The following is a 23,312-nucleotide window of genomic DNA, read 5'->3' on the forward strand; positions in this document are numbered from 1 at the left end:
ATGGCCACGAGCACCAAGTCCTCTTCGCGCGCCCGCGGTGCGAGCGGCGGGGCTTCGCGCGGTCAGGCGAGTCAGCGACAGAAGACCGCGCCTACCAAGAAGCTGCCGACCAACCAGACCGTCGTCATCGAGACGACCGAGCACGCACTCATCGCCCGGGCGTGGATGGGGCTGGCGCACCTCGTGGGCGGCGCCGCCCGCGCGCTCGGGCCTGAGACCCTCGCGAAGGAAGAGCGCCGCGATGGGCTTCCCTTCTTCCTCGTGCTGCTCGCGATCGCCGGTGCGGGCGTCGAGTGGTTCTTCATCAATGCGTCGTGGGCTCACGCGCTCGACGCGTGGTCGTTCGGCGGCCTGCTGGGCAGGGTGGCCTTCGTGCTGCCCGTGGTGCTGTTCCTGTTCGCGGTGTGGCTGTTCCGGCATCCCTCGTCTGTGCATGACAACACGCGCATCGGGATCGGGCTCGTCATCGCCTTGATCAGCGTCTCGGGCCTGTGCCACATCTTCAGCGACCGGCCGCAGGCGGTCGACGGAATGCCCGTGCTGGCGCAGGCGGGCGGTGTCATCGGGTGGATGATCGGGGCCTCCCTCATCCACATCACCACCCAGTACGGCGCGACGGCGATCATGATCGTGCTGCTGGCGCTCAGCCTGCTGATCATCACCAAGACGCCGCCGAACCGCATCGGCCGCCGCCTGCACGAGTTGTACGCCTACCTGTTCGGTGCGAGCCTGCCGACCGACGAGGAGCGCGAGGCCGCGAAGGCGGCGAAGGCCGAGAAGAGCCTCGCCGTCGAGCTCGACGGAATCGACGACGATGCGCCGGCCGACTCCGACAAGCTGCCGTGGTGGCGCCGCAACAAGAGCGGTCGGGAAGAGGACCCCGACTTCGAGCACGATGCGAACGGCCTGACGGATGTCTTCGGCGAGGCGGCCCCCGCCAAGGGCGGCTTCGCCTCCGCGATCGAGCCGGCTCCTGAGCCGAGCGGGCTCGACGTCTTCGCCGAGCTCGCCAACGCGGAAGACGCGGTCAAGCGGTTCACCGGCGAAGTGCCGGACGGCGCGGCCGGCCTGCGCAGCGACAACATGACCGAGGTGGTGCCGGTCGACGACCTGCTGCCGCTCACCGAGGGCGGCGAGGTCGTTCCCGTCATCAAGCCGGCCGAGCCGGCCAAGCCGTACGTGCTGCCCTCCGCAAGCACGCTGTCGGCTGGCCCACCACCGAAGACCCGGTCGTCGGCCAACGACGAGGTCGTGCGCGCCATCACCGAGGTCCTCACCCAGTTCGGTGTCGACGCCAAGGTCACCGGCTTCTCGCGCGGACCGACAGTGACCCAGTACGAGATCGAGCTCGGCCCGGGCGTCAAGGTCGAGCGCGTCACCGCGCTGTCGAAGAACCTGTCGTACGCCGTCGCGTCGAACGAGGTGCGCATCCTCTCGCCGATCCCCGGCAAGAGCGCGATCGGCATCGAGATCCCGAACTCCGACCGCGAGACGGTGTCTCTCGGTGACGTGCTGCGCTCCGCGGCCGCCACGAACAGCAGGCACCCCATGACGATCGGCGTCGGAAAAGACGTCGGCGGCGGCTACGTCGTCGCGAACCTCGCGAAGATGCCGCACCTGCTCGTCGCGGGCTCCACCGGTTCCGGCAAGTCGTCCTTCGTCAACTCGATGATCACCTCGCTGCTCATGCGCGCGAAGCCCACCGAGGTGCGCATGGTGCTCATCGACCCGAAGCGCGTCGAGCTCACGATCTATGGCGGCGTGCCGCACCTCATCACGCCCATCATCACGAACCCCAAGAAGGCCGCGGAGGCGCTGCAGTGGGTCGTGAAGGAGATGGACATGCGGTACGACGACCTCGCGTCGTTCGGCTTCCGCCACATCGACGACTTCAACAAGGCCGTCGTGAACAACGAGATCGTGCTTCCGGCAGGCAGTGAGCGCCAGCTCAAGCCGTACCCGTACCTGCTGGTCGTGGTCGACGAGCTCGCCGACCTCATGATGGTCGCGCCGCGCGACGTCGAGGATTCGATCGTGCGCATCACCCAGCTCGCTCGCGCCTCCGGCATCCACCTCGTGCTCGCCACGCAGCGGCCGTCCGTCGATGTCGTCACCGGCCTCATCAAGGCGAATGTGCCCTCGCGCCTCGCCTTCGCGGTCACCTCGGTGACCGACTCTCGCGTCATCCTCGACCAACCGGGTGCCGACAAGCTGATCGGCCAGGGCGATGCGCTGTTCCTGCCGATGGGCGCAGGCAAGCCGCTGCGCGTGCAAGGCGCCTGGGTGAACGAGTCCGAGATCCAGAAGGTCGTCGACCACGTGACCCGCCAGGCGCGCCCCGACTACCGTCAGGACGTGGTGCCTGCCGCCGAGAGGAAGCAGATCGACTCCGACATCGGCGACGACCTCGAGCTGCTGATCGCGGCCGCAGAGCTCGTCGTGTCGACGCAGTTCGGCTCGACCTCGATGCTGCAGCGCAAGCTGCGCGTCGGCTTCGCCAAGGCCGGTCGTCTGATGGACCTCCTCGAGTCCCGTGAGATCGTCGGGCCCTCGGAGGGGTCGAAGGCGCGCGACGTGCTCGCGTCGGCTGAGCAGCTGCCCGCGGTACTCGCGAGGATTCGCGGCGAGGATGCATCGGCGCCCGCTCCTGCGCAGTCGCCGCCCGCCCAGGCGTCCGCCGCCGATCGCTACGACAGCGACCCGCTCGCCGACGACTTCGGCGGGCTCGAAGAGGTCGAGGCGTCGCCTGACGAGGATGCCTGGGGGCTCACCGGCCGCGACTGAATCGTGCACCTGTTGCGAGAGCCGCGATCGCGGCATGATGTGACACAACCTCATCAGACCGCGAGCGCGGCATCCGACCGCTGACGTCTCGTCGAACCGAAGCGAAAGGTGCGCACGGATGCCGGAGATCACGTCGTGGGAGCAAGAGGAGGTCGACCGCGCGAACGCGTCGGGCAGGACCCCGGTGGTGTTCGTGCACGGACTGTGGCTGCTCTCGAGCAGCTGGAAGCCGTGGCGCGAGCTGTTCGAGAGCAGCGGCTACACGACGCTGGCCCCCGGCTGGCCGGACGACCCGCTGACCGTCGAGGAGGCACGCGAGAATCCCGACGCCTTCGCCCACAAGATGGTCCAGCAGGTCACGGACCACTACCTCGCGGCGATCGAGAAGCTCGACCTGCAGCCCGTGGTGATCGGCCACTCGTTCGGAGGCCTGATCGCGCAGAAGATCGCGGGCACGGGTGCCGCGGCCGTCACGGTGGCGATCGACAACGCGCCGTTCAAGGGTGTGCTGCCCGTGCCGCTGTCGTCCATCAAGTCCGCGGCCCCGGTCCTCGGGAATCCGGCCAACCGCGGAAAGGCGATCGCCCTCACCTTCGAGCAGTTCACCTACGGATGGGCCAACAACCTGGAAGAAGACGAGGCGCAGAAGCTCTATGACGAGTTCCATGTGCCCGCCTCCGGCGTCCCGCTGTTCCAGGCCGTCGTCGCCAACTTCAACCCGTTCCACAACGAGGTGACCGTCGACGTGAAGAATCCGGATCGCGGCCCTCTGCTCGTCATCGGCGGCGCGGAGGACAACACGGTGCCGCTGTCGATCACGAAGGCCACGTTCAAGCAGCAGGAGAAGAACCCGGGCGTGACCGAGTTCCTTGAGATCCCGGGCCGTGGGCACTCGCTGACGATCGACCACGGCTGGGCCGCGGTCGCGCAGGAGGCGCTCGCGTTCGTCGACCGCTTCGCACCGCAGCCGGAGTAGGCGGGCAAGGGGCCTCTAGGCTGGATGCATGACCCAGCCCGGCGCCGCAGAGGGACGCCCCGCGCGGCCGAGCAACTGGAACCTGCCCAACACGATCACGATCGTGCGGATCCTGTTCGCCCCGGTCTTCTTCTGGATGCTGCTGGCAGACGCCGGCAACGACGGCCCGCTGCGCTGGTGGGCGGCCGTGCTGTTCATCGTCGGCATCGCGACGGACGGTGTGGACGGCTACCTGGCGCGCAGCCGCGGGCTCGTCACCGAGCTCGGCAAGCTGCTCGACCCCATCGCGGACAAGGTGCTGACGGGCGCGGCGCTCGTCGGCCTGTCGATCCTCGGCGAGCTGTGGTGGTGGGTCACGATCGTGATCCTCGTGCGCGAGGTCGGCATCACGGTGTACCGGTTCGCGGTCATCCGCGGCGGGGTGATCCCCGCGAGCCGCGGCGGCAAGCTGAAGACGGTCGCGCAGGCCGTCGCGATCTCCTTCGCGCTCGTGCCCCTGTGGGTGCCGCTCGGCGACTGGGTGCACTGGGTCAACTGGGTGCTCATGGCCATCGCGCTCGTGCTGACAGTCGTCTCCGGGCTCGACTACGCATGGAACGCGGTGAAGCTGCGCAGGCGGCGTGACGAGGGGTCGGATGCCTGACGAGAGGCTCATCGACGAAGTCGACCAGACGGCCGGGCTCATCGCGACGCTCACCCTGCGGGGCCTCACGGTCGCGGTCGCGGAATCGCTCACCGGGGGGCAGCTCACGGCAGAGCTCACGCGGCCGGCCGGCGCATCGGCTGTGGTGAACGGGGGAGTGGTGGTCTATGCCACCGAGCTCAAGCACAGCGTCGTCGGCGTCGACGAGACCCTGATCGGCGAGCACGGCCCGGTGCACCCCGACGTCGCGCGGCAGCTCGCGGAGCGGGTGCGCGCGGTCCTCGCGGTCGACGGCAAGGCGGCCGACATCGGCATCTCGACGACGGGTGTCGCCGGGCCGGACCCGCAGGGCGGCCAACCGGTCGGCACCGTGTTCGTCGGGGTCGCGGTCGGACCGGACACATGGGTGGAGGCCCTGCAGCTCGCCGGCGACAGGGCAGGAATCCGTGCTCGAACCGTCACCGCGGCCGTTGCGGCGCTCGCCGCGCGGCTCGCGGAATAGCCGCTATTTCGCTCACGTTACTTTTCATACGATTAGCCAGCGGATTGCAGGGAACGTGAACTACAGTGCAACGCAAGAAGCGCGCGGAATGGGCGCTTCCACCTTCGGCCGAATGATCGGCCGACCGAGCAGGAAGGGGGCGCCCATGATTCTGGTTCGTCAGGAGATCGGCGACGTTCTGCGGGACTTCCGCCTTCAGAAGGGCCGCACCCTTCGCCAGGTCGCCAGCAAGGCGAGCGTGGCGCTCGGGTATCTGAGCGAGGTCGAGCGCGGCCAGAAGGAGGCGTCGAGCGAGATCCTCGCCTCCGTCGCCGAGGCGCTCGACACGCCGATCTCGGTCATCATGCGCGAGGTGGGCGACCGCCTTGCCGTCCTCGAAGGCATCGAGTCGATCGTGCCAGACGCCCTGCCGGACGACTTCGCAGCCGGCTTCGACGGCGAGCTGGTCAGCCAGCGCTGAGGTCATTCGATTTAGGGCGGATGCCCCGGGCTGCGGCTCGGGGCATCCGTCTGTCTTAACGTGGAGTCACCATGCGACTGAGTGAGTTCAACCGAGCGGTCGAGCACGAGTTCGGCGCCGCCTACGGCGGCCAGCTCGTGCGTGAGCTGGTTATCATCGAGCTCGGCTCGCGCACGGCGGAGCAGGCGATCGCGGCGGGCGTTCCGGCGCGCGACGCGTGGCTCGCGCTCTGCGAGGCGATGGATGTCCCGGTGGCCCGCCGCCACGGAGCCGGGTTGGTCGAGCCGAAGAAGAATCGCGGCTGATACGAAATTCGCTGCAAGACACGCCGCATCGATCTCGAACACGGGTTCGACCGTTGCTATCGTGTCCTCAGCGATGACTTGACCAGCACAGGCCGGGTCGTCGGTGAGTTTCACACCGATGCACGTGCTCGGCCGGCCGATGTCAGACCCTGCGCGTACTGTCGCAGACGTCACCGCCGCAGTCCTTCGAAAGGAACGTAAATGCCCACTCCAGCCGATCGCGAGAAAGCGCTCGAGACCGCTCTCGCACAGATCGATCGCCAGTTCGGCAAGGGCTCGGTCATGCGCCTCGGCAGCGACGAGCGCGCACCGGTCGAGGTCGTTCCGACCGGGTCGATCGCCCTCGACGTCGCACTCGGCATCGGCGGGCTGCCCCGTGGCCGCATCGTCGAGATCTACGGTCCTGAGTCGTCGGGTAAGACGACGCTGACGTTGCACGCGATCGCGAACGCGCAGCGGGGCGGCGGAATCGCCGCGTTCATCGATGCCGAGCACGCGCTCGATCCCGAGTATGCGAAGAAGCTCGGTGTCGACATCGACGCGCTGCTCGTCTCTCAGCCCGACACGGGCGAGCAGGCGCTCGAGATCGCCGACATGCTCGTGCGCTCCGGCTCGATCGACCTGATCGTGATCGACTCTGTCGCGGCGCTCGTTCCCCGCGCCGAGATCGAGGGTGAGATGGGCGACTCGCATGTCGGCCTTCAGGCGCGTCTCATGTCCCAGGCGCTGCGCAAGCTGACCGGTGCGCTCAACCAGACGAACACGACCATGATCTTCATCAACCAGCTGCGTGAGAAGGTCGGGGTGTTCTTCGGAAGCCCTGAGACCACCTCCGGCGGCAAGGCGCTCAAGTTCTACGCATCGGTCCGACTCGACATCCGCCGCATCGAGACCCTGAAAGACGGTGCCGACGCAGTCGGAAACCGCACGCGCGTGAAGGTCGTCAAGAACAAGATGGCGCCGCCGTTCAAACAGGCCGAGTTCGACATCCTCTACGGCGTGGGCATCTCACGCGAGGGCAGCCTGCTCGACTTCGGCGTCGAGCACGGCATCGTGAAGAAGTCCGGGGCTTGGTACACCTACGAGGGCGACCAGCTGGGCCAGGGCAAGGAGAACTCGCGTAACTTCCTCATCGAGCACGCCGAGATCGCGACTGAGATCGAGCAGAAGATCCTGGTGAAGCTCGGCGTCGTGAAAGACCCGAACGCTGTTGCAGAGGTGATCGCCGCCGCGCCCGAGAACGTGGCGAAGCTGCCGCAGCGCAAGGGCGCCTAGCGGGCGGCGCGACATGGTCGTCCGGTTCTTCCCCTCTGACGATGAGCGTGCGAGCGGCGTCGGCGCCGGGCGCCGCCGCGTGGTGAAGCACGACGGCCGGCCGGCCGGGCAGGCGGCGATCGCCTACCTGCCCGGCGCCGCGCCGACCGAGCGTGCGCAGGCGGCTGCTGCGGCAGTGCGCTCGGTCGCCGAGGCTGACGCCGCAGCCGAGCAGGGCACCGCCGAGGGCGCGCTCGGCAGAGTGCGCGAGAAGGCGGGCAAGCGTGCTGCCAACGTGTCGCTGCACCAGCTCGCCCGCCGCGGCATGTCCCGATGGGAGCTCGAGCAGGTGCTGCGCAAGCGCGAGGTCGACGAGGCGGTCGCCGAGGCCGAGCTCGACCGGCTCGAAAGCGTCGGCCTGCTTGACGACGGCGCGCTCGCGGTCTCGCTGGTCTACGCGGCACGAGCCAGGAAGGGCCAGGGCAGACAGGCCATCGAGCGCGAGCTGCGACGTCGCCACATCGACGACGACGCGATCTTCGAGGCGCTGGCAGACTATGACCAGGAAGACGAGCTCGACCAGGCCATCGAGGTGGCGTTGAAGCGTGTGGCCCAGCTGCACGACCTCGACGACCAGACCGCCGAGCGGCGCCTGTACGGCTATCTGCAGCGACGGGGCTACTCGGGTGAGGCGGTCTGCATCGCCGTGGGCGACGCCATGCGCAGCAGGCACGAGAGCCGCTGAGCTCGCCCGTCGCTCCGGGCGGCATGCTCGCAGGCGCGACGATCGTAGACTTGTCGCACCATGAGCACCGTCATCCCGAGTCGTGAGACGAATCGGCCGAGCGAACTGCCGACCACGATCGCGCCATCCGACGCCGCTGTCGACGAGACCGGGCGTCGCCGCACGTACGAGGTGCGCACCTACGGGTGCCAGATGAACGTTCACGACTCAGAGCGGCTGGCGGGCTCGCTCGAAGCGGCCGGCTACCTTCCGGCCGATGGCGCAGAGGCAGACATCGTCGTCATCAACACCTGCGCCGTTCGCGAGAACGCCGACAACAAGCTCTACGGCAACCTCGGTCATCTGGCTTCCGTCAAGAGGCGGCACACCGGCATGCAGATCGCCGTCGGCGGCTGCCTCGCCCAGAAGGACAAGAGCGTCATCCTCGAGAAGGCGCCGTGGGTCGATGTGGTCTTCGGCACCCACAACATGGGCTCGCTGCCGAGCCTGCTCGAGCGAGCCCGCCACAACGACGAGGCCGAGATCGAGATCCTCGAGGCGCTCGAGACCTTCCCGTCGACGCTTCCGACGAAGCGCGATTCGAGCTACAGCGGCTGGGTGTCGATCTCGGTCGGCTGCAACAACACGTGCACCTTCTGCATCGTGCCGTCGCTGCGCGGCAAGGAGCGCGACCGCCGGCCCGGCGAGATCCTCGCCGAGCTTCGGTCGCTCGTCGACCAGGGAGCGATCGAGGTCACACTGCTCGGCCAGAACGTGAACTCCTACGGCGTCGAGTTCGGCGACCGCCAGGCGTTCGGCAAGCTGCTGCGCGCCGCCGGCCAGATCGAGGGCCTTGAGCGTGTGCGGTTCACCAGCCCGCACCCGGCGGCGTTCACCGACGACGTCATCGACGCGATGGCCGAGACGCCGAACGTCATGCCGCAGCTGCACATGCCGCTCCAGTCGGGCTCGGACAGGATCCTGCGCGCCATGCGACGCTCCTACCGGTCGGAGAAGTTCCTCGGCATCCTCGACCGGGTCCGCGCCAAGATCCCGAACGCGGCGATCTCGACCGACATCATCGTCGGCTTCCCCGGCGAGACGGAGGAGGACTTCCAGGAGACGCTCCGCGTGGTCGAGCAGGCGCGATTCGCCTCGGCGTTCACCTTCCAGTACTCGATCCGGCCAGGAACGCCCGCGGCGACGATGGCCGATCAGGTTCCGAAGGCGGTCGTGCAGGAGCGCTACGAGCGTCTCACCGCCGTGCAGGAGCGCATCTCGCTCGAGGAGAACGAGAGGCAGCTCGGCCGCACGGTCGAGGTTCTCGTCTCGACCGGCGAGGGGAAGAAGGACGGCGAGACCCACCGTATGAGCGGCCGCGCCGAAGACAGCCGTCTCGTGCACTTCGAGGTGCCGGCGAACTCGCCTGTGCCGCGCCCCGGCGATGTCGTCACCGTGCAGGTCACCCATGCTGCGCCGTTCCACCTGCTCGCCGACTCGCCGCAGGGCGCCCCGCTCGCGATCCGCCGCACCCGCGCGGGGGACGCCTGGGACGCCGAGCAGGCCGAGGCCTGCGGCATCCCGAGCGGTCACAGCCATGGTGCCGCGACCGGCGCCTCCGGATCGGTGACGCTCGGCATGCCGACCTTGCGGCCGCTGGGTGAGTCGGCGATCGCGGTCGCGACGGCGCCGATCTACGACCTGAACGACGAACTGCGCTGAATGTGACGGGCGCGCCGCTCCTCGCTGTCGTCGGCGCGACCGGCACCGGGAAGTCGGAGCTGGCGATCGGCGTCGCCGAGTCGCTCGCCGCGCGCGGCGAGCCGGCCGAGATCGTGAACGCCGACGCGATGCAGCTGTACCGGGGTATGGACATCGGCACGGCGAAGGTCAGTGAGACGCAGCGGCGAGGCATCCCGCATCACCTGCTCGACGCGCTCGACGTGACCGACGAGGCGAGCGTCGCCGCCTACCAGCGCGACGCACGCGTCACGATCGAGGCCATTCAGCGGCGGGGTGCGATCCCGATCCTGGTCGGCGGCTCCGGACTGTACGTCTCCAGCGTCGTGTACGACTTCCGCTTCCCGGCGCGGGATCGCGAGCTGCGCGCTCGGTTGGAGCGCGAGCTCGAGCAGCAGGGTCCCGGCAGGCTGTATGCGCGCCTGAAGGCGGTCGACCCCGCGACTGCCGAGAGAGTCGACCCGGCGAACGGCCGGCGCGTCGTCCGGGCGCTCGAGATCCACGAGCTCGCCGAGCTCGGCCACGGCGCGGCGCTGCCCGAGTCGCCTCGGCTGTGGCATCCGTCAGTCGTCATCGGCCTGTCCACGCCGCGCGAGCTGCTCGTCACGCGCCTCGACGCCCGGGTCGAGGCGATGTGGGCCGAGGGACTGGTCGCCGAGGCCGACGGGCTGCGCTCCGTCGGCCTCGAGCAGGGTGTGACGGCGTCTCGGGCGATCGGCTACGCGCAGGCGCTCGCCCAGCTTCGCGGTGAGCTCAGTGAGCCTGAGGCGATCGCGCAGACGCAGGCGATGACGCGCCGCTATGCGCGCAGGCAGGTCAGCTGGTTCAAGCGGTATGAGCACGTGGCATGGTTCGACACCGAGGCAGCGGATGCCTCACAGCGAGCCCACGCGGCCGTCGATAGGCTTGACGAATGGCGGTCACGCTCCACTTCAGCAAGGGTCACGGCACCGGGAACGACTTCATCCTCTTCGCCGACCCCGACGGCTCCCTTGAGCTGACCACGGCGCAGGTTCAGGTCCTCTGCGACCGGCATTTCGGCATCGGCGCCGACGGTGTGATCCGTGCGGTGCGATCTGAGAACATCCTTCCTGGCGCGTCGTCGCTGCTCGACAATCCAGGGGCCGAGTGGTTCATGGACTACTACAACGCCGACGGCTCGATCGCCGAGATGTGCGGAAACGGAATCCGCGTCTACGCCGAGTTCCTGACCCGCAGCGGGCTCGCCGAACTGCAGCACGGTGAGATCCTGCCGATCGGCACCCGAGCCGGCGTGCGCGACGTGCAGCGCTCGGAGCTCGGCTACCAGGTCGACATGGGCACCTGGTGGACGGCCGACGATGAGCCGCTCGTCACCGCGAGATCGTTCAAGGTCGCGCGTCCAGGGCTCAGCATCGACGTCGGCAACCCGCACGTCGTCGTCGCGCTCTCCGACGACGCAGAGCTCGACGCTCTCGACCTCAACTACGTCCCCGTCATCGAACCCGAGCCCGCGGGCGGGGCGAACGTCGAGTTCGTCGTCCCCGGCGTGCCGCTGGTGCGCGACGGAGTGGGCCATATCCGCATGCGCGTCCACGAGCGCGGGGTCGGCGAGACGATGTCGTGCGGCACCGGCACGGTGGCCGCCGCGCTCGCGATCCGCCATTGGGCGGGCGATCGTGCGCCGGACGAGTGGCGCGTCGAGGTGCCGGGCGGCGAGGTGCTGGTGCGCATGTTCGAGGCGGAGGACGGCGAGCATCTGTCGCTCTCCGGTCCGGCCGAGCTCGTCTTCGACGGCGAGATCTCTCTCGCCTGAGTGCGTGAGGGCACGCCGCGACTACTGCTCGGCGTGCCGCCGCACACGGAGCACGCGGAATCCCTTGCTGGTCGCCGCGCGGGTGGTGCCGTACGCGGGAAGCGTGCTGTCGAGCCAGCGCTGCAGCGAGTCGGAGCCGAGGTTGCGGGCGATGACCAGCCAGGCATCCGACCCTGCCTCGAGCCGCGGCAGCCAGGTCTGCAGCAGGCCGTGCAGCTCGTTCTTGCCCACTCTGATCGGCGGGTTCGACCAGATGGTCATGAAGGCGATGTCGGCGGGAACATCCTCCGGTCGCACCGCGTTGACATTGGTGATGCCGAGGTCGGCGGCGTTGCGCGCGACGAGTTCGAGCGCCCGTTCGTTCACGTCGACGGCCCACACGGTGGCGTGCGGAGACCCGAGCGCGAGCGACAGCGAGATCGGCCCCCACCCGCAGCCCAGGTCGAGCAGGTGCCCGCCTGGCGGCGGTGGCGGCGTGTTGGCGAGCAGCACGGCGGTGCCGGTGTCGACGTGGTCCGGGCTGAACACGCCAGCGCCCGTCGTGACCGTGAGATCGCGGCCCGCGAGGCGCACATCGATGGGCCGCAGCTTCGGGTCGCTTCCCGGTGACGCGCTGAAGTAGTGGTCACCGGAAGACATGTCAGAAACGTACAGCACCGACAGAACTAGAGTTAATTCTCAATAATGACCGCAGATCACCCCACTTCACACGACACCGAGACCCGCGCAGACGACGACGTCGTGGCGCGCGTCCTTGCGAACGCGGATTCCCACGCGGCCGGCTATTCGCTGTTCGGTCAGCGTGCGCAGGCATTGCAGGCGACGACGGATGCCGCAGGCTTCGACAGCACCGATGGCGAGCAGCTCGATCGAGACGACCGGGCCGCGCTGAGGCGCGTCGGCGGCCTTTCGACGGAGCTCGAGGACGTCACCGAGGTCGAGTATCGCCAGCTGCGCCTCGAGAACGTCATCCTGATCGGCGTCTACTCAGGCGGGTCGCTCGAAGACGCCGAGAACTCGCTGCGCGAGCTCGCAGCCCTTGCAGAGACCGCGGGCGCCGTTGTGCTCGACGGGCTGTTGCAGCGCCGCCCGCACCCCGATCCCAGCACCTACCTCGGCCGCGGAAAGGCAGAGGAACTGGCGGCGGTGGTCGCGCACCTGGGTGCAGACACCGTCATCGCTGACACCGAGCTCGCGCCGAGCCAGCGGCGCGCCCTCGAAGACGTGGTGAAGGTCAAGGTCATCGACCGCACCGCCGTCATCCTCGACATCTTCAGCCAGCATGCCAAGAGCCGCGAGGGCAAGGCGCAGGTCGAGCTCGCCCAGCTCGAGTACCTGCTGCCGCGCCTGCGCGGCTGGGGCGAGTCGATGAGCAGGCAGGCCGGCGGCCAGGTCGGCGGCGCCGGCAACGGCATGGGCAGTCGCGGCCCGGGTGAGACGAAGATCGAGCTCGACCGCCGCCGCATCCACTCCCGCATGGCGAAGCTGCGCAAGCAGATCAAGGAGATGAAGCCGGCGCGCGACGCCAAGCGGGCGAACCGTCGCCGCAACGAGGTGCCGTCTGTGGCCATCGCCGGCTACACGAACGCGGGCAAGTCGAGCATGCTGAACCGCATCACGCGGGCGGGTGTGCTCGTCGAGAACGCGCTGTTCGCGACGCTCGACTCGACGGTGCGCCGCTCGCAGACCGTCGACGGCCGGCCCTACACACTCGCCGACACGGTCGGGTTCGTGCGCAATCTGCCGCACCAGCTGGTCGAGGCGTTCCGCTCGACGCTGGAGGAGGTGCAGGATGCCGACGTGATCGTCCACGTCGTGGACGGGTCCCACCCCGACCCTGCGAGCCAGCTTCAGACCGTGCGCGACGTGATCGGCGAGGTGGGCGCGCGCGACATCCCCGAGCTCGTGGTCTTCAACAAGTCCGACCTGATCGATGACGACGCCCGTCTCGTGCTGCGCGGCCTGGTGCCCGGCGCCGTGTTCGCAAGTGCCCGCACGGGAGAGGGCATCGATGAGGTGCTCGCTCGGATCGCCTATCTCATCCCCGATCGCTCGGTTCCGATCGAGCTGCTGGTGCCCTATGCCCATGGAGAGGTGATCTCCGCGCTGCACGAACGCGGCAGGGTCACTTCCCAGGCGTACACGGAGGCGGGCACGCGCATCTCGGCACTGATCGACCCGACGCGCCTTGCGCAGTTCGAGCCCTATCGGCTCGAAGCGGCGCCGCGATCATGAGGCAGGTGCCGTTCTCGTTCGAACTGCACCCTGCGCGTTCCGACCGGGTGGCGCAGCAGCTGCCGGATCGCATCGCCAGGCTGGTCGCCGCAGGGCCCGAGTTCGTCTCGGTCACCTACGGAGCGGGCGGGTCGTCGCAGGACGCATCACTCGACGTCCTCAAACACGTCATCGACCGACACCCTGAGGTGCGCACCATGGCGCACCTCACGTGTGTCGGCTCGAGCGTGCAGTCCAGCCATGACACCGTGCGGACCTTCATGGATGCCGGGGTGCACAGCTTCCTCGCAGTGCGCGGCGACCTGCCGCTCGGCTCGACGGCTGAGGAGTTCCCCGGCGACATCCGCTCAGGGGCGGAACTCGTCCAGCTCATTCAGGCGGTGCAGCATGAGCGCGCCCCTTGGCGTGAGGTGCGTCTTCCTGGGACCCCGGGAATCACCCTGGATCGCGAGGGCCGAGAGCGCGTCGTCATCGCGGTCGCGGCGTTCGTGAACGGGCATCCGTCTTCACGGTCGTTTCAACAGGACATCGACACACTGCTGGCGAAGCAGGCCGCGGGCGCGAACCTGGCCCTGACGCAGCTCTTCTTCCACGCAGACGACTATTTCCGCCTGGTGGAGCGAGCCAGGGCAGCCGGCGTCGAGTTTCCCATCATCCCGGGCATCCTGCCGGTCGTGAGCACCTCTGGCGTCGTGCGTGCCCGCGAGCTCGCCGGCGAGCAGGCGCCGACGCAGCTCGTCGGCAGGCTCGGCGCCGAACCCACCGCAGAGGGTCAGCGCGAGATCGGAATCGACTTCGCGGCCGAGCTGGTGCAGCAGCTGGTCGACGGGGGCGCGCCGGGCATCCACCTCTACACGCGCAACCTGCATGAGACGCCATTGGCGGTGCTTGCCCGCGCTGGGCTCATCGAGGCGGGGCTCTACGAGCGGCTCGTCTCGACCGAGTTCGCCGGGGCGCCGCTGGCCTGACCCGGGTCAGACCGCTCGAAGGACCGCGACGACCTTTCCGAGCACGACGGCCTCGTCGCCGAGGATCGGCTCGAACGCCGAGTTCCGCGGCAGGAGCCAGGTGTGGCCGTCGCGCTGGCGGAAGACCTTGACCGTGGCTTCGCCCTCGAGCATGGCCGCGACGATGTCGCCGTTGATCGCGTCCTGCTGCTGCCGCACGACCACCCAGTCGCCATCGCAGATCGCCGCGTCGATCATCGATTCGCCTGCGACCTTGAGCATGAACAGATCGCCGTTTCCCACCAGTCGCCGCGGAAGCGGGAACACCTCTTCCACCTGCTGGTCGGCCGTGATCGGCACCCCGGCGGCGATTCGGCCGACCAGCGGCACCAGCGTCGCGTCGCCGACCGGCGCCTTCGCCTCGAAGTCATCGGTCTGCTCGGTGGGCGACGGCGGGTCGATCAGGATCTCGAGCGCACGCGGTCTGTTGGGGTCACGGCGCAGATAGCCCGAGAGCTCGAGCTGATTCAGCTGGTGAGTCACGCTCGACAGCGAGGCGAGCCCGACGGCGTCGCCGATCTCGCGCATGCTCGGCGGGTAGCCACGCGCCGCGAGCGACTTCTTGATCACGTCCAGGATCGCGAGCTGCTTGTCGCTGAGGTTCTTGCGGCGTCGCGTGCGCCGCTTGGGAGGGACGCCGGCGTCTTTGCCGGCTGGAGTGTCTTTGGCGACTGCATCTGTGGTCACGTGAATCCCCAATGTCGGTGGTCCCTGGTTGCATTTCGACCAGTGAGCCACAGATTAGCGGCAAACCCTCGTTGTGTAGGCGATTTGTTCGAGCGAGTCGCCGAAACCGGTGGATAACTTCGCTGATCGGCAGGGGCTTGCGTAATGACCAAATCGAAGATAGGTTCGGAAATGCAGAAAACATCGAACATGCGTTCCGAATCAGATGACGAAGGTAGAGGGTCCGAGATGAGCAGCGTCACTGTTCACTTGTCTGCCGCGGGCGCGCGCTCGCATCTGCGGCTCACGCGCCGCGGCCGGGTTGTGCTGGTTGCACTCGCTGCTACGCCGCTTGTCGCCGCAGCACTCTGGTTCGGTGTCAATTCCGGCTTCGCCGCGGCGGGTGGCGAGCCCCCGGCCTCGACGGCAGCGCTCGAGCATGTCACGGTCACCCCTGGTGAGTCCCTGTGGCAGATCGCTGAGGCGATCGCTCCACACGACGACCCGCGGGACGTCGTCGACGCACTCGTCGACATGAACGGTCTGCAGGGTTCGGTGGTCACCCCCGGTCAGACGCTCGCGGTCCCGCCGCAGTACGCCAAGTAGGCGGGCGAGTGCGTGAGGCGCCGCGCCTACGATGGAAGGGTGACGTCTCTGTCTGATCTGCCGATCCGCGATGACCTGCGTGGGCGCGAGCCCTATGGGGCGCCGCAGAAGCATGTCCGGGTCGAGCTGAACGTCAACGAGAACACCCACCCCATTCCCGACGACGTGCAGGCCGATGTGCTGGGTCGCCTTGCGAAGGCGATCGCCGGCGCCAACCGCTATCCCGATCGCGAGTTCGTCGAGCTCCGTGAGGCGCTGGCCGGGTATCTGGGTCACGGCCTGAGCCGCGACAACCTCTGGGCGGCGAACGGGTCGAACGAAATCCTGCAGCAGCTGCTGCAGGCGTTCGGCGGCCCTGGGCGCACCGTGCTCGGTTTCGCCCCGACCTACTCGATGTACCCGCTGCTCGCCTCCGGAACGGGAACCGCCTGGGTGGCCGGCGACCGCGATGCCGACTACGAGCTCTCCGCAGGCCGGGCGGCCGAGTGGGTCAGGCGCACTCAGCCCGATGTCGTCATCCTGTGCTCGCCCAACAATCCGACCGGGACCCCGCTGTCGCTCGACGTCATTGAGGCGGTCTACGCCGAGGCACAGGGCGTCGTCGTCGTCGACGAGGCCTACGCAGAGTTCTTCCCGGCCGGCCAGCCGAGCGCACTGACGCTGCTGCCGGGTCGCGAGCGCCTGGTGATCTCTCGCACGATGAGCAAGGCGTTCGCCTACGCCGGCGTCCGGCTCGGTTACCTCGCCGCAGATCCGGCGATCACCGACGCGCTGCGTCTCGTACGGCTTCCCTACCACCTGTCCGCGCTCACGCAGGCGGCCGCGCTCGGGGCGCTTGCGCACTCACGCGAGATGCTCGCCATGGTCGATGAGATCAAGGTGCAGCGCGACCGCATCGTCGACGGGCTGAATGCGCTCGGCTTCCGGGCGTATCGCACCTGGAGCAACTTCGTCCTCTTCGACGGCGTAGCCGACCCGCGTGAGGTGTTCGACGAGCTGCTGGCCGAGGGCATCATCATCCGTGAGATGGGCATCCCGAACAGCCTGCGGGTCTCGGCAGGCACCGAAGCCGAGACCGGGGAATTCCTCGACGCGATGGCCCGCTATGTCGAGCGGCATGGCAGCCCGCGCACGGCGTCGCCCGAGCGCGCCCCGGTAGGCTGAGCGTATGACCGCAGGCCCCCGTTCCGCCTCCATCACACGTGAGACCAGCGAGTCGCGCATCGAGCTGAGCCTCGACCTCGACGGCACGGGGCGCAGCGACATCGACACGTCGGTGCCGTTCTACAACCACCTGCTCACTGCGTTCGCGAAGCACTCGTTGACCGACCTCACCGTTCGGGCGAGCGGCGACACCGATATCGACGTCCACCACACTGTCGAAGACACGGGCATCGTCCTCGGCCAGGCGATCCGCCAGGCGCTCGGCGACAAGAGCGGTATCGGTCGGTTCGGCGACGCGCTCGTCCCGCTCGATGACGCTCTGGTTCAGGCTGTCGTCGACATCTCCGGCCGTCCGTACCTGGTGCACTCCGGCGAGCCTGCCGGTTTCGAGCTCCACCTGATCGGCGGCCACTTCACGGGTTCGATGGTCAGGCACGTCCTCGAGGCGATCGCATTCAACGCGGCGCTCACGGTTCACGTCCGGGTCCTCGACGGCCGCGACCCCCACCACATCGCCGAGGCCGAGTTCAAAGCCTTTGCGCGCGCGTTCCGGCAGGCCAAGGCCTTCGATGCGGCGGTGAGCGGCGTCCCGTCGACGAAGGGCGCCCTGTGACCGGCGCGACCGCCCGTCCGACCGTGGTCGTGCTCGACTACGGCAGTGGGAATGTGCACTCGGCGGCCAAGGCGCTCGAGGCGGCGGGCGCTGAGGTCACGGTGACCCGCGACCGCCAGGCCGTGATGGACGCCGACGGGCTTCTCGTCCCGGGTGTCGGCGCATTCCGTGCGGTGGTCGAGCAGCTCAAGGCCGTGCGCGGCGACGAGGTCATCGAGCGCCGTCTTGCAGGCGGCCGCCCGGTCCTCGGCATCTGCGTCGGCATGCAGGTCCTCTTCGAGCACGGTGACGAGCGCGGCGCTGAGACCGACGGGCTGGGGGAGTGGCCGGGCGAGGTCTCAGAGCTCGACGCGCCCGTTCTTCCGCACATGGGCTGGAACACCGTCGAGGCCCCGTCAGGGTCCGTGCTCTTCGACGGCATCGAGGGCGAGCGCTTCTACTTCGTGCACTCCTACGCGGCGCAGGACTGGTCGCTTGAGACCCAGCCGCCGTTCCCCGCGCCGCGAGTGACCTGGGCCGAGCACGGCGCGAGGTTCATCGCCGCAGTCGAGAACGGGCCGCTCAGCGCGACCCAGTTCCACCCCGAGAAGTCCGGGCAGGCCGGCATCCGCCTGCTCACCAACTGGGTGCGGTCACTGCGCAAGTAGTGCGCGCCCCCCGCATCCGCACCACCAGAAAGCAACGCATGACCGACGCACCCACCGCGCCCCAGCTCGTCCTTCTCCCCGCCGTCGACGTCGCGGGCGGCCAGGCCGTGCGTCTCACCCAGGGTGAGGCGGGCAGCGAGACGGGCTACGGCAGCCCGATCGACGCGGCGCTCGACTGGGCCGGGCAGGGCGCCGAGTGGATCCACCTCGTCGATCTCGACGCGGCCTTCGGGCGTGGCGACAACCGCGCGATCATGCGCGATGTGCTGCGCGAGGTCCAGGGCGTGAAGATCGAGCTGTCGGGCGGTATCCGCGACGACGCATCTCTGGAGCAGGCTCTCGAGCTCGGCGCCACAAGAGTCAACCTCGGCACGGCCGCGCTGGAGAACCCCGAGTGGGCCGACGCGGTGATCGGCAGATTCGGCGAGGCGATCGCGGTCGGCCTCGACGTGCGCGGCACCACGCTCGCCGCGCGCGGCTGGACCAGGGAGGGCGGTGACCTCTGGGAGGTCCTCGGCCGCCTGGAGGCAGCCGGCTGCCGGCGCTACGTCGTCACTGACGTCACGAAAGACGGAACGCTGCGCGGCCCCAACGTCGGGCTGCTCGCCGAGCTTGCGGCCAAGACCGACAAGCCGGTCGTCGCCTCCGGCGGCATCTCGAGCCTCGATGACATCGCCGCGTTGCGCGCGCTCGTGCCGAACGGCATCGAGGGGGCGATCGTCGGCAAGGCCCTGTATTCGGGGCGTTTCACACTGACCGAGGCGCTCCGTGTCGCAGGGGACTGAACCGCGCGAGGCGCACGGCGCCGCCGACTCGGCCGGCCAGCCGTGGGCCGGGCGAAGCTTCACCCCCAACACTGCGGCGGCCGATGACGGTTCAGCCGACCCGCGGCTGCTCCAGGCGCTGACCGGATTCCTGACCGGAACGGCTTCCCCTGAGGATGTCGTCGCGACCTTCCGAAGCGCCCGTCTGCTGATCCCGCTCCTGGCGCACGCCGGCGAGGTCGAGACCGCCCCAGACGGACACCTGGTCGACAAGACGCAGGAGCTTTCCATCGTGACGGTTGCCGGGCCGGACGGTCGCAAGGTGCTGCCGGCGTTCACGTCGGTGCAGACGCTCGCCGCGTGGGATCCGAAGGCGCGTCCCGTGCCTGCAGCAGGCCCGCGGGTGGCCCTCGCCGCCGCGAGCGAGCAGACCGAGCTGATCGTGATCGACCCGGCCAGCCCGACAGAGTTCGTGCTGCGCCGACCCGCCGTCTTCGCCCTTGCGACCGGCGCGGACTGGGTCGCTCCCTACCGTGCGCCAGCGATCCGTGCGGCGTTCGAGCGGGCCCTCTCCGGTGAGTCCGACGCCGTCGGCCTCGAACTGGCGGCGGCCGACCCGGCGCAACGGCTGCAGGCGGCCGAGCTCGCGGTGCGCCTGCGTCTTCGAGCGGGGCTCGCCCCGGAATCCCTCCGGCAGTTGGTGGCGCGTCTGTCCGAGCGCTGGGCCGCGTCACCCGAGATCGCGAACGGCGTCGACTCGCTGACGCTGCAGCTCGTCAGCGACTGAGTCAGCGCGATGGCTGAGTCGGTGCCGGTGACGGCATCGAGCTCGGCGCCGAACTCGGGTCCGCCCAGCCGACGTCGGCGAGGGCCGTGCGCGAGAGTGCGTCCTTCAACTGGGCGGTCTGATGCGAGTCATCCGTCGCCATCTGCACCTCGAGATCGCCAGAGGCGAGGTTCCAGGTATACGGCACCACCACATGCACCGATCTCACGCCGGGCACAGAGGCGGCGACATCGACGGCATGCGAGACGGCGGCGACGGTCGAGCGGGGCACGGGCGTCGCGAACACATTGCGGTAGTCGATGACGGATGCCGCATGCCCATCGCCGGCGGGAAGCGAGAGCTCGAGGCTGACGCGCCCGTTCTGCAGCCGCTGCGTCATCGTGAACACGACCTCGGCGCACTGCGCGGCCGTCGCGTCGGGATTCATGATCACCGACACGTCGTAGCTGAGCGTCGTGGAGTCCGTCGTCGGCGAGGGGCTGCTGCGCAGGCTCATGACACCCGGCTGCGCAGGCGTGTCAGACCTGTCCGTCGAGCTGGTCGCCGTCGCCACTCCCGGCATGCGTACGAGCGCCGAGACGGTGCGTTCGACGGCAGCGCGCTCGCTTGCGGCGGGCGTCTCACCGGCGGCCGACGTCTGACTGCGCTGCTGCGCGGAATCCGACGCCTGCAGATAGCGGTGCACGGCCAAGCTGCTCAGAACGAGTCCGCCCGCGATGACGAGAGCGACCGAGCAGACGGCCGCACCGAGCCATCCGAGCGCCTGTCGCCTGATCACGTGTTCGACGCTAAACGGGCCGTCTGGGCAGAACCCGGACGCGAGCGCCGAAGCACCTACATATCCGCCCCGCATCGTGTCAGCCGGGGCACGACACCGAGCTCAGATGACGGAGCCTGTCCACTTCTCGCCGGGGCCCTTGCCCGGCTCGTCGGGGATCTGCGACGCCTCGCGGAACGCCAACTGCAGCGTGCGCAGACCGTCGCGCAGCGGGCGGGCATGCTGATCGCCGATATGGGGGGCGGATGCCGTCACGAGGCCGGCGAGTGCGTCGATGAGCTTGCGCGCCTCGTCCAGGTCGAGGTCCGCCTCGCCGTTCTCCGCCAGCCCGAGCTTCACCGCGGCGGCGCTCATCAGATGCACGGACACGGTGGTGATCAACTCGGCTGCGGGAACCTCGGCGATGTCCCTGGTGGCATCCTCGACGTCGCTCATAACCCTGCCCTCGTGTCTGGTAGACTCATCTACTGGCTCCGTCGCCTCTGTGCGTCGGAACGAAAGTGGAATCCCTTCCCACCCGCGTTGACCGCCTCAACAGGCTACCGGGTCGATGCCCTCCGCCGGTCCGCCGGTCGGTGCTCACGAGCACTTCGGGGGCGTGCCGAGTGATTGCACGCGCAGGTGCGCGGGCGTCGCGGCGAAAGCAGTTCTCCTCTCGTTGCCTTGCGGCAGTCGGAAATATGTCTCGAACAGAGGAGCTACGCATCAGCGATCCCCGTACCAATGACCGTATTCGCGTCCCCGAAGTGCGACTCGTCGGCCCTAACGGCGAGCAGATCGGCGTCGTGAAGATCGAGGTCGCACTTCGCCTGGCGCAGGAAGCGGATCTCGACCTCGTTGAGGTCGCCCCGAACTCCAAGCCCCCCGTGGTGAAGATCATGGACTACGGCAAGTTCAAGTACGAGGCTGCGCAGAAGGCCAAGGAGGCCAGGCGCAACCAGGCGAACACCATCCTCAAAGAGGTCCGGTTCCGCCTCAAGATCGACAAGCACGACTACGAGACCAAGATGAAGCGGGCCATCGGCTTCCTCCAGACGGGGGACAAGGTCAAGGCCATGATCCTCTTCCGCGGTCGCGAGCAGTCCCGCCCCGAGCAGGGCGTCCGTCTGCTCCAAAGATTTGCCGAAGATGTAGCGGAGTTCGGTTCTGTCGAATCGAACCCGACCATCGACGGTCGAAACATGGTCATGGTCATCGGCCCGCTGAAGAACAAGGCGGACGCGAAGGCCGAGGCCAACGCGCGGCGCGCACAGGCGAAGGCCGAGTCGCGTGCCCAGGAAACGAACAGCTCGCCGGCTGAGGCCCCTCAGCCCGAGGCGACGAACGAGAAGGAATAACGAGATGCCCAAGCAGAAGTCCCACTCGGGCGCCAAGAAGCGCTTCAAGATCACCGGCAGCGGCAAGGTCATGAAGCAGCAGGCCGGCATGCGCCACAACCTCGAGGTCAAGTCGGCCCGTCGCAAGCGTCGCCTCAACGAGGACCAGGTCCTCCCGGCCGTCGACGCCAAGATCATCAAGCGCCTGCTCGCCAACTGAGCCCGGCCCAGAGTTTAAGGAAGTAAAGAAATGGCTCGTGTCAAGCGCGCAGTAAACGCACACAAGAAGCGTCGGACCATCCTGGAGCGCGCGGAGGGCTACCGCGGCCAGCGCTCGCGTCTCTACCGCAAGGCCAAGGAGCAGGTCACCCACTCGCTCGTCTACGCCTACCGTGACCGTCACGCTCGCAAGGGCGAGTTCCGCCGCCTGTGGATCCAGCGCATCAACGCCGCGGCCCGCCAGAACGGCCTGACCTACAACCGCCTGATCCAGGGCCTCGGCCTGGCCGGCATCGAGGTCGACCGCCGTATCCTCGCCGACCTCGCGGTCAACGAGCCGAACACCTTCGCGGGCCTCGTCGAGGCCGCCAAGAAGGCGCTTCCGGCAGACACCTCGGCCCCCAAGGCTGCATAAGCGGGCATCCCGCTCGAAAGGCCCGGTCATCCCCGTGATGACCGGGCCTTTTTGTAGACTGACGACCGTGCTCGACAATCCCCGGTCTCCGCGCGTCCGCAGCGTCGCGAAGCTCGCGAAGAAGACCGCCCGCGCCGAGACCGGCATGTTCCTGCTCGAGGGGCCGCAGGCCGCGAGCGAGGTGCTCAGCTATCGGCCGGAGCTGATCGTCGAGCTCTATGCGACGCCCACGGCGCTCGACCGCTACACCGACATCGCGCAGACCGCGGTCGACGCGGGCGTCGACGTCGAGTTCGTCACCGAAGAGGTGCTGAACGCGATGTCCGACACCGTCACGCCGCAGGGCTTCGTCGGGGTCGTGCACCAGTTCCCGACCTCGGTGAAGGACATCTTCTCCGGTGAACCGAAGCTCATCGCGGTCCTCGAGGAAGTGCGCGACCCGGGCAATGCCGGCACCATCGTGCGCGCCGCGGACTCGGCCGGCGTCGACGCCGTGATCTTCACCGGCCGCACGGTCGATCTGTACAACCCCAAGGTCGTCAGGTCGACGACGGGGTCGATCTTCCATCTTCCGGTCGCGGTCGGCGCGAGCCTCGGCGATGTCGTCGGGCGGGCGCGTGAAGCGGGGCTGCAGGTGCTCGCCGCCGACGTCAAGGGCGAAGACCTGCTGGTCGCCCGGCGCGAGAACCTGCTCGCGGCGCCGACGGCCTGGGTGTTCGGCAATGAGGCGCGCGGGCTCGAGGCGGAAGACCTCGAGCTGGTCGACCGCGTCATCACCGTTCCGATCTACGGGTACGCCGAGTCGATGAACCTCGCCACCGCGGCATCCGTCTGTCTCTACGAATCCGCCTTCGCCCAGCGGGCATAGGCGATGTCGCCGCGCCGAGAGGCGCAGACGCCCCCGGTAAGCTT

27 protein-coding genes are annotated in these 23,312 nt (G+C 68.6%); 23 read left to right on the top strand and 4 right to left on the bottom strand.

Going from position 1 to position 23,312, the window contains the following annotated elements:
• From D7I44_RS14010 to dapF, 11 genes are all read left to right on the top strand, one after another.
• Positions 1–2,784 carry an FtsK/SpoIIIE family DNA translocase gene (locus D7I44_RS14010; protein ID WP_120790064.1) on the top strand — a complete coding sequence of 928 codons (2,784 nt, stop codon included), beginning with the start codon at positions 1–3 and terminating at the stop codon, positions 2,782–2,784.
• Positions 2,785–2,902: 118 nt separating this feature from the next.
• Positions 2,903–3,760: an alpha/beta hydrolase gene (locus D7I44_RS14015; RefSeq protein WP_120790065.1), complete on the top strand. Its 858-nt coding sequence runs from the start codon at positions 2,903–2,905 to the stop codon at positions 3,758–3,760.
• A 28-nt stretch (positions 3,761–3,788) separates the two neighbouring features.
• Entirely contained in the window at positions 3,789–4,403 is a 615-nt protein-coding gene (gene pgsA, locus D7I44_RS14020; RefSeq protein ID WP_120790066.1) for a CDP-diacylglycerol--glycerol-3-phosphate 3-phosphatidyltransferase, read from the top strand.
• Positions 4,396–4,905 (top strand): CinA family protein, encoded by a 510-nt coding sequence (locus D7I44_RS14025; RefSeq protein WP_120790067.1) that lies wholly within the window; start codon positions 4,396–4,398, stop codon positions 4,903–4,905. Before pgsA ends, D7I44_RS14025 begins: the two co-directional genes overlap by 8 nt.
• 145 nt (positions 4,906–5,050) lie before the next feature.
• Positions 5,051–5,365, top strand: a complete 315-nt coding sequence (locus tag D7I44_RS14030; RefSeq protein ID WP_120790068.1) for a helix-turn-helix domain-containing protein — start codon at positions 5,051–5,053, stop codon at positions 5,363–5,365.
• 71 nt (positions 5,366–5,436) lie between these two features.
• Positions 5,437–5,670: a DUF3046 domain-containing protein gene (locus D7I44_RS14035; RefSeq protein WP_120790069.1), complete on the top strand. Its 234-nt coding sequence runs from the start codon at positions 5,437–5,439 to the stop codon at positions 5,668–5,670.
• 201 nt (positions 5,671–5,871) lie between these two features.
• A complete protein-coding gene (gene recA / locus D7I44_RS14040) occupies positions 5,872–6,945 on the top strand; it encodes a recombinase RecA (protein ID WP_120790070.1) in 1,074 nt (357 codons plus the stop codon).
• Between the two features lie 13 nt (positions 6,946–6,958).
• A complete protein-coding gene (locus D7I44_RS14045; RefSeq protein ID WP_120790071.1) occupies positions 6,959–7,669 on the top strand; it encodes a regulatory protein RecX in 711 nt (236 codons plus the stop codon).
• A 60-nt stretch (positions 7,670–7,729) separates the two neighbouring features.
• On the top strand, positions 7,730–9,370 hold the full coding sequence (gene miaB / locus D7I44_RS14050) for a tRNA (N6-isopentenyl adenosine(37)-C2)-methylthiotransferase MiaB (protein ID WP_120790072.1): 1,641 nt from the start codon (positions 7,730–7,732) through the stop codon (positions 9,368–9,370).
• Positions 9,371–9,372: 2 nt separating this feature from the next.
• Positions 9,373–10,389, top strand: a complete 1,017-nt coding sequence (gene miaA, locus D7I44_RS14055) for a tRNA (adenosine(37)-N6)-dimethylallyltransferase MiaA (RefSeq protein ID WP_120790973.1) — start codon at positions 9,373–9,375, stop codon at positions 10,387–10,389.
• The gene (gene dapF, locus D7I44_RS14060) at positions 10,302–11,183 is read left to right on the top strand and encodes a diaminopimelate epimerase (RefSeq protein WP_120790073.1); all 882 of its coding nucleotides are present in this window, start codon (positions 10,302–10,304) and stop codon (positions 11,181–11,183) included. The genes miaA and dapF overlap by 88 nt, the downstream gene beginning before the upstream one ends.
• A gap of 21 nt (positions 11,184–11,204) precedes the next feature.
• Here the strand turns inward: dapF and D7I44_RS14065 are convergent, their stop codons facing one another.
• Positions 11,205–11,822: a class I SAM-dependent methyltransferase gene (locus D7I44_RS14065; protein ID WP_120790074.1), complete on the bottom strand. Its 618-nt coding sequence runs from the start codon at positions 11,820–11,822 to the stop codon at positions 11,205–11,207.
• A gap of 45 nt (positions 11,823–11,867) precedes the next feature.
• Between D7I44_RS14065 and hflX the strand changes: the two genes are divergently transcribed.
• Both hflX and D7I44_RS14075 read left to right on the top strand, forming a co-directional pair.
• Positions 11,868–13,418 (top strand): GTPase HflX, encoded by a 1,551-nt coding sequence (hflX, locus tag D7I44_RS14070; RefSeq protein WP_120790075.1) that lies wholly within the window; start codon positions 11,868–11,870, stop codon positions 13,416–13,418.
• Entirely contained in the window at positions 13,415–14,386 is a 972-nt protein-coding gene (locus D7I44_RS14075; RefSeq protein ID WP_120790076.1) for a methylenetetrahydrofolate reductase, read from the top strand. Before hflX ends, D7I44_RS14075 begins: the two co-directional genes overlap by 4 nt.
• Positions 14,387–14,392: 6 nt before the next feature.
• Here the strand turns inward: D7I44_RS14075 and lexA are convergent, their stop codons facing one another.
• Entirely contained in the window at positions 14,393–15,004 is a 612-nt protein-coding gene (gene lexA, locus D7I44_RS14080) for a transcriptional repressor LexA (protein WP_245980337.1), read from the bottom strand.
• Positions 15,005–15,340: 336 nt separating this feature from the next.
• Here lexA and D7I44_RS14085 point away from each other — a divergent pair, with 336 nt between their 5' ends.
• From D7I44_RS14085 to D7I44_RS14110, 6 genes are read left to right on the top strand one after another with little or no spacing between them, the layout of a single operon-like run.
• Positions 15,341–15,697 (top strand): LysM peptidoglycan-binding domain-containing protein, encoded by a 357-nt coding sequence (locus tag D7I44_RS14085; RefSeq protein WP_120790078.1) that lies wholly within the window; start codon positions 15,341–15,343, stop codon positions 15,695–15,697.
• 39 nt (positions 15,698–15,736) lie between these two features.
• Positions 15,737–16,861 carry a histidinol-phosphate transaminase gene (locus D7I44_RS14090; RefSeq protein WP_120790079.1) on the top strand — a complete coding sequence of 375 codons (1,125 nt, stop codon included), beginning with the start codon at positions 15,737–15,739 and terminating at the stop codon, positions 16,859–16,861.
• A gap of 4 nt (positions 16,862–16,865) precedes the next feature.
• On the top strand, positions 16,866–17,474 hold the full coding sequence (gene hisB / locus D7I44_RS14095; RefSeq protein ID WP_120790080.1) for an imidazoleglycerol-phosphate dehydratase HisB: 609 nt from the start codon (positions 16,866–16,868) through the stop codon (positions 17,472–17,474).
• Entirely contained in the window at positions 17,471–18,121 is a 651-nt protein-coding gene (gene hisH, locus D7I44_RS14100; protein WP_120790081.1) for an imidazole glycerol phosphate synthase subunit HisH, read from the top strand. The genes hisB and hisH overlap by 4 nt, the downstream gene beginning before the upstream one ends.
• 38 nt (positions 18,122–18,159) lie before the next feature.
• Complete coding sequence (gene priA / locus D7I44_RS14105; RefSeq protein ID WP_120790082.1) at positions 18,160–18,906, top strand: bifunctional 1-(5-phosphoribosyl)-5-((5-phosphoribosylamino)methylideneamino)imidazole-4-carboxamide isomerase/phosphoribosylanthranilate isomerase PriA; 747 nt, start codon at positions 18,160–18,162, stop codon at positions 18,904–18,906.
• A complete protein-coding gene (locus D7I44_RS14110; protein ID WP_120790083.1) occupies positions 18,890–19,672 on the top strand; it encodes an SseB family protein in 783 nt (260 codons plus the stop codon). Before priA ends, D7I44_RS14110 begins: the two co-directional genes overlap by 17 nt.
• Position 19,673: 1 nt before the next feature.
• Here D7I44_RS14110 and D7I44_RS14115 read toward each other — a convergent pair whose 3' ends face one another.
• Both D7I44_RS14115 and D7I44_RS14120 read right to left on the bottom strand, forming a co-directional pair.
• On the bottom strand, positions 19,674–20,450 hold the full coding sequence (locus D7I44_RS14115; RefSeq protein WP_120790084.1) for a hypothetical protein: 777 nt from the start codon (positions 20,448–20,450) through the stop codon (positions 19,674–19,676).
• A 102-nt stretch (positions 20,451–20,552) separates the two neighbouring features.
• Complete coding sequence (locus tag D7I44_RS14120; protein WP_120790085.1) at positions 20,553–20,885, bottom strand: DUF1844 domain-containing protein; 333 nt, start codon at positions 20,883–20,885, stop codon at positions 20,553–20,555.
• 245 nt (positions 20,886–21,130) lie between these two features.
• On the opposite strand from D7I44_RS14120, the gene infC reads away from it, so the two are divergent.
• The 4 genes from infC (at position 21,131) to D7I44_RS14140 (ending at position 23,268) form a co-directional block, all read left to right on the top strand.
• Entirely contained in the window at positions 21,131–21,787 is a 657-nt protein-coding gene (gene infC / locus D7I44_RS14125; protein WP_120790086.1) for a translation initiation factor IF-3, read from the top strand.
• A 4-nt stretch (positions 21,788–21,791) separates the two neighbouring features.
• Positions 21,792–21,986 (top strand): 50S ribosomal protein L35, encoded by a 195-nt coding sequence (gene rpmI, locus D7I44_RS14130; protein ID WP_120790087.1) that lies wholly within the window; start codon positions 21,792–21,794, stop codon positions 21,984–21,986.
• 30 nt (positions 21,987–22,016) lie between these two features.
• Positions 22,017–22,400, top strand: coding sequence for a 50S ribosomal protein L20 (gene rplT / locus D7I44_RS14135; RefSeq protein ID WP_120790088.1), 384 nt, complete (start codon positions 22,017–22,019; stop codon positions 22,398–22,400).
• Positions 22,401–22,467: 67 nt separating this feature from the next.
• A complete protein-coding gene (locus D7I44_RS14140; protein ID WP_120790089.1) occupies positions 22,468–23,268 on the top strand; it encodes a TrmH family RNA methyltransferase in 801 nt (266 codons plus the stop codon).
• The last annotated feature ends 44 nt before the right edge of the window (positions 23,269–23,312 follow it).

The sequence above is a fragment of the Gryllotalpicola protaetiae genome, from assembly GCF_003627055.1.
In the GTDB taxonomy this organism is placed as follows: Bacteria; Actinomycetota; Actinomycetes; order Actinomycetales; family Microbacteriaceae; genus Gryllotalpicola; species Gryllotalpicola protaetiae.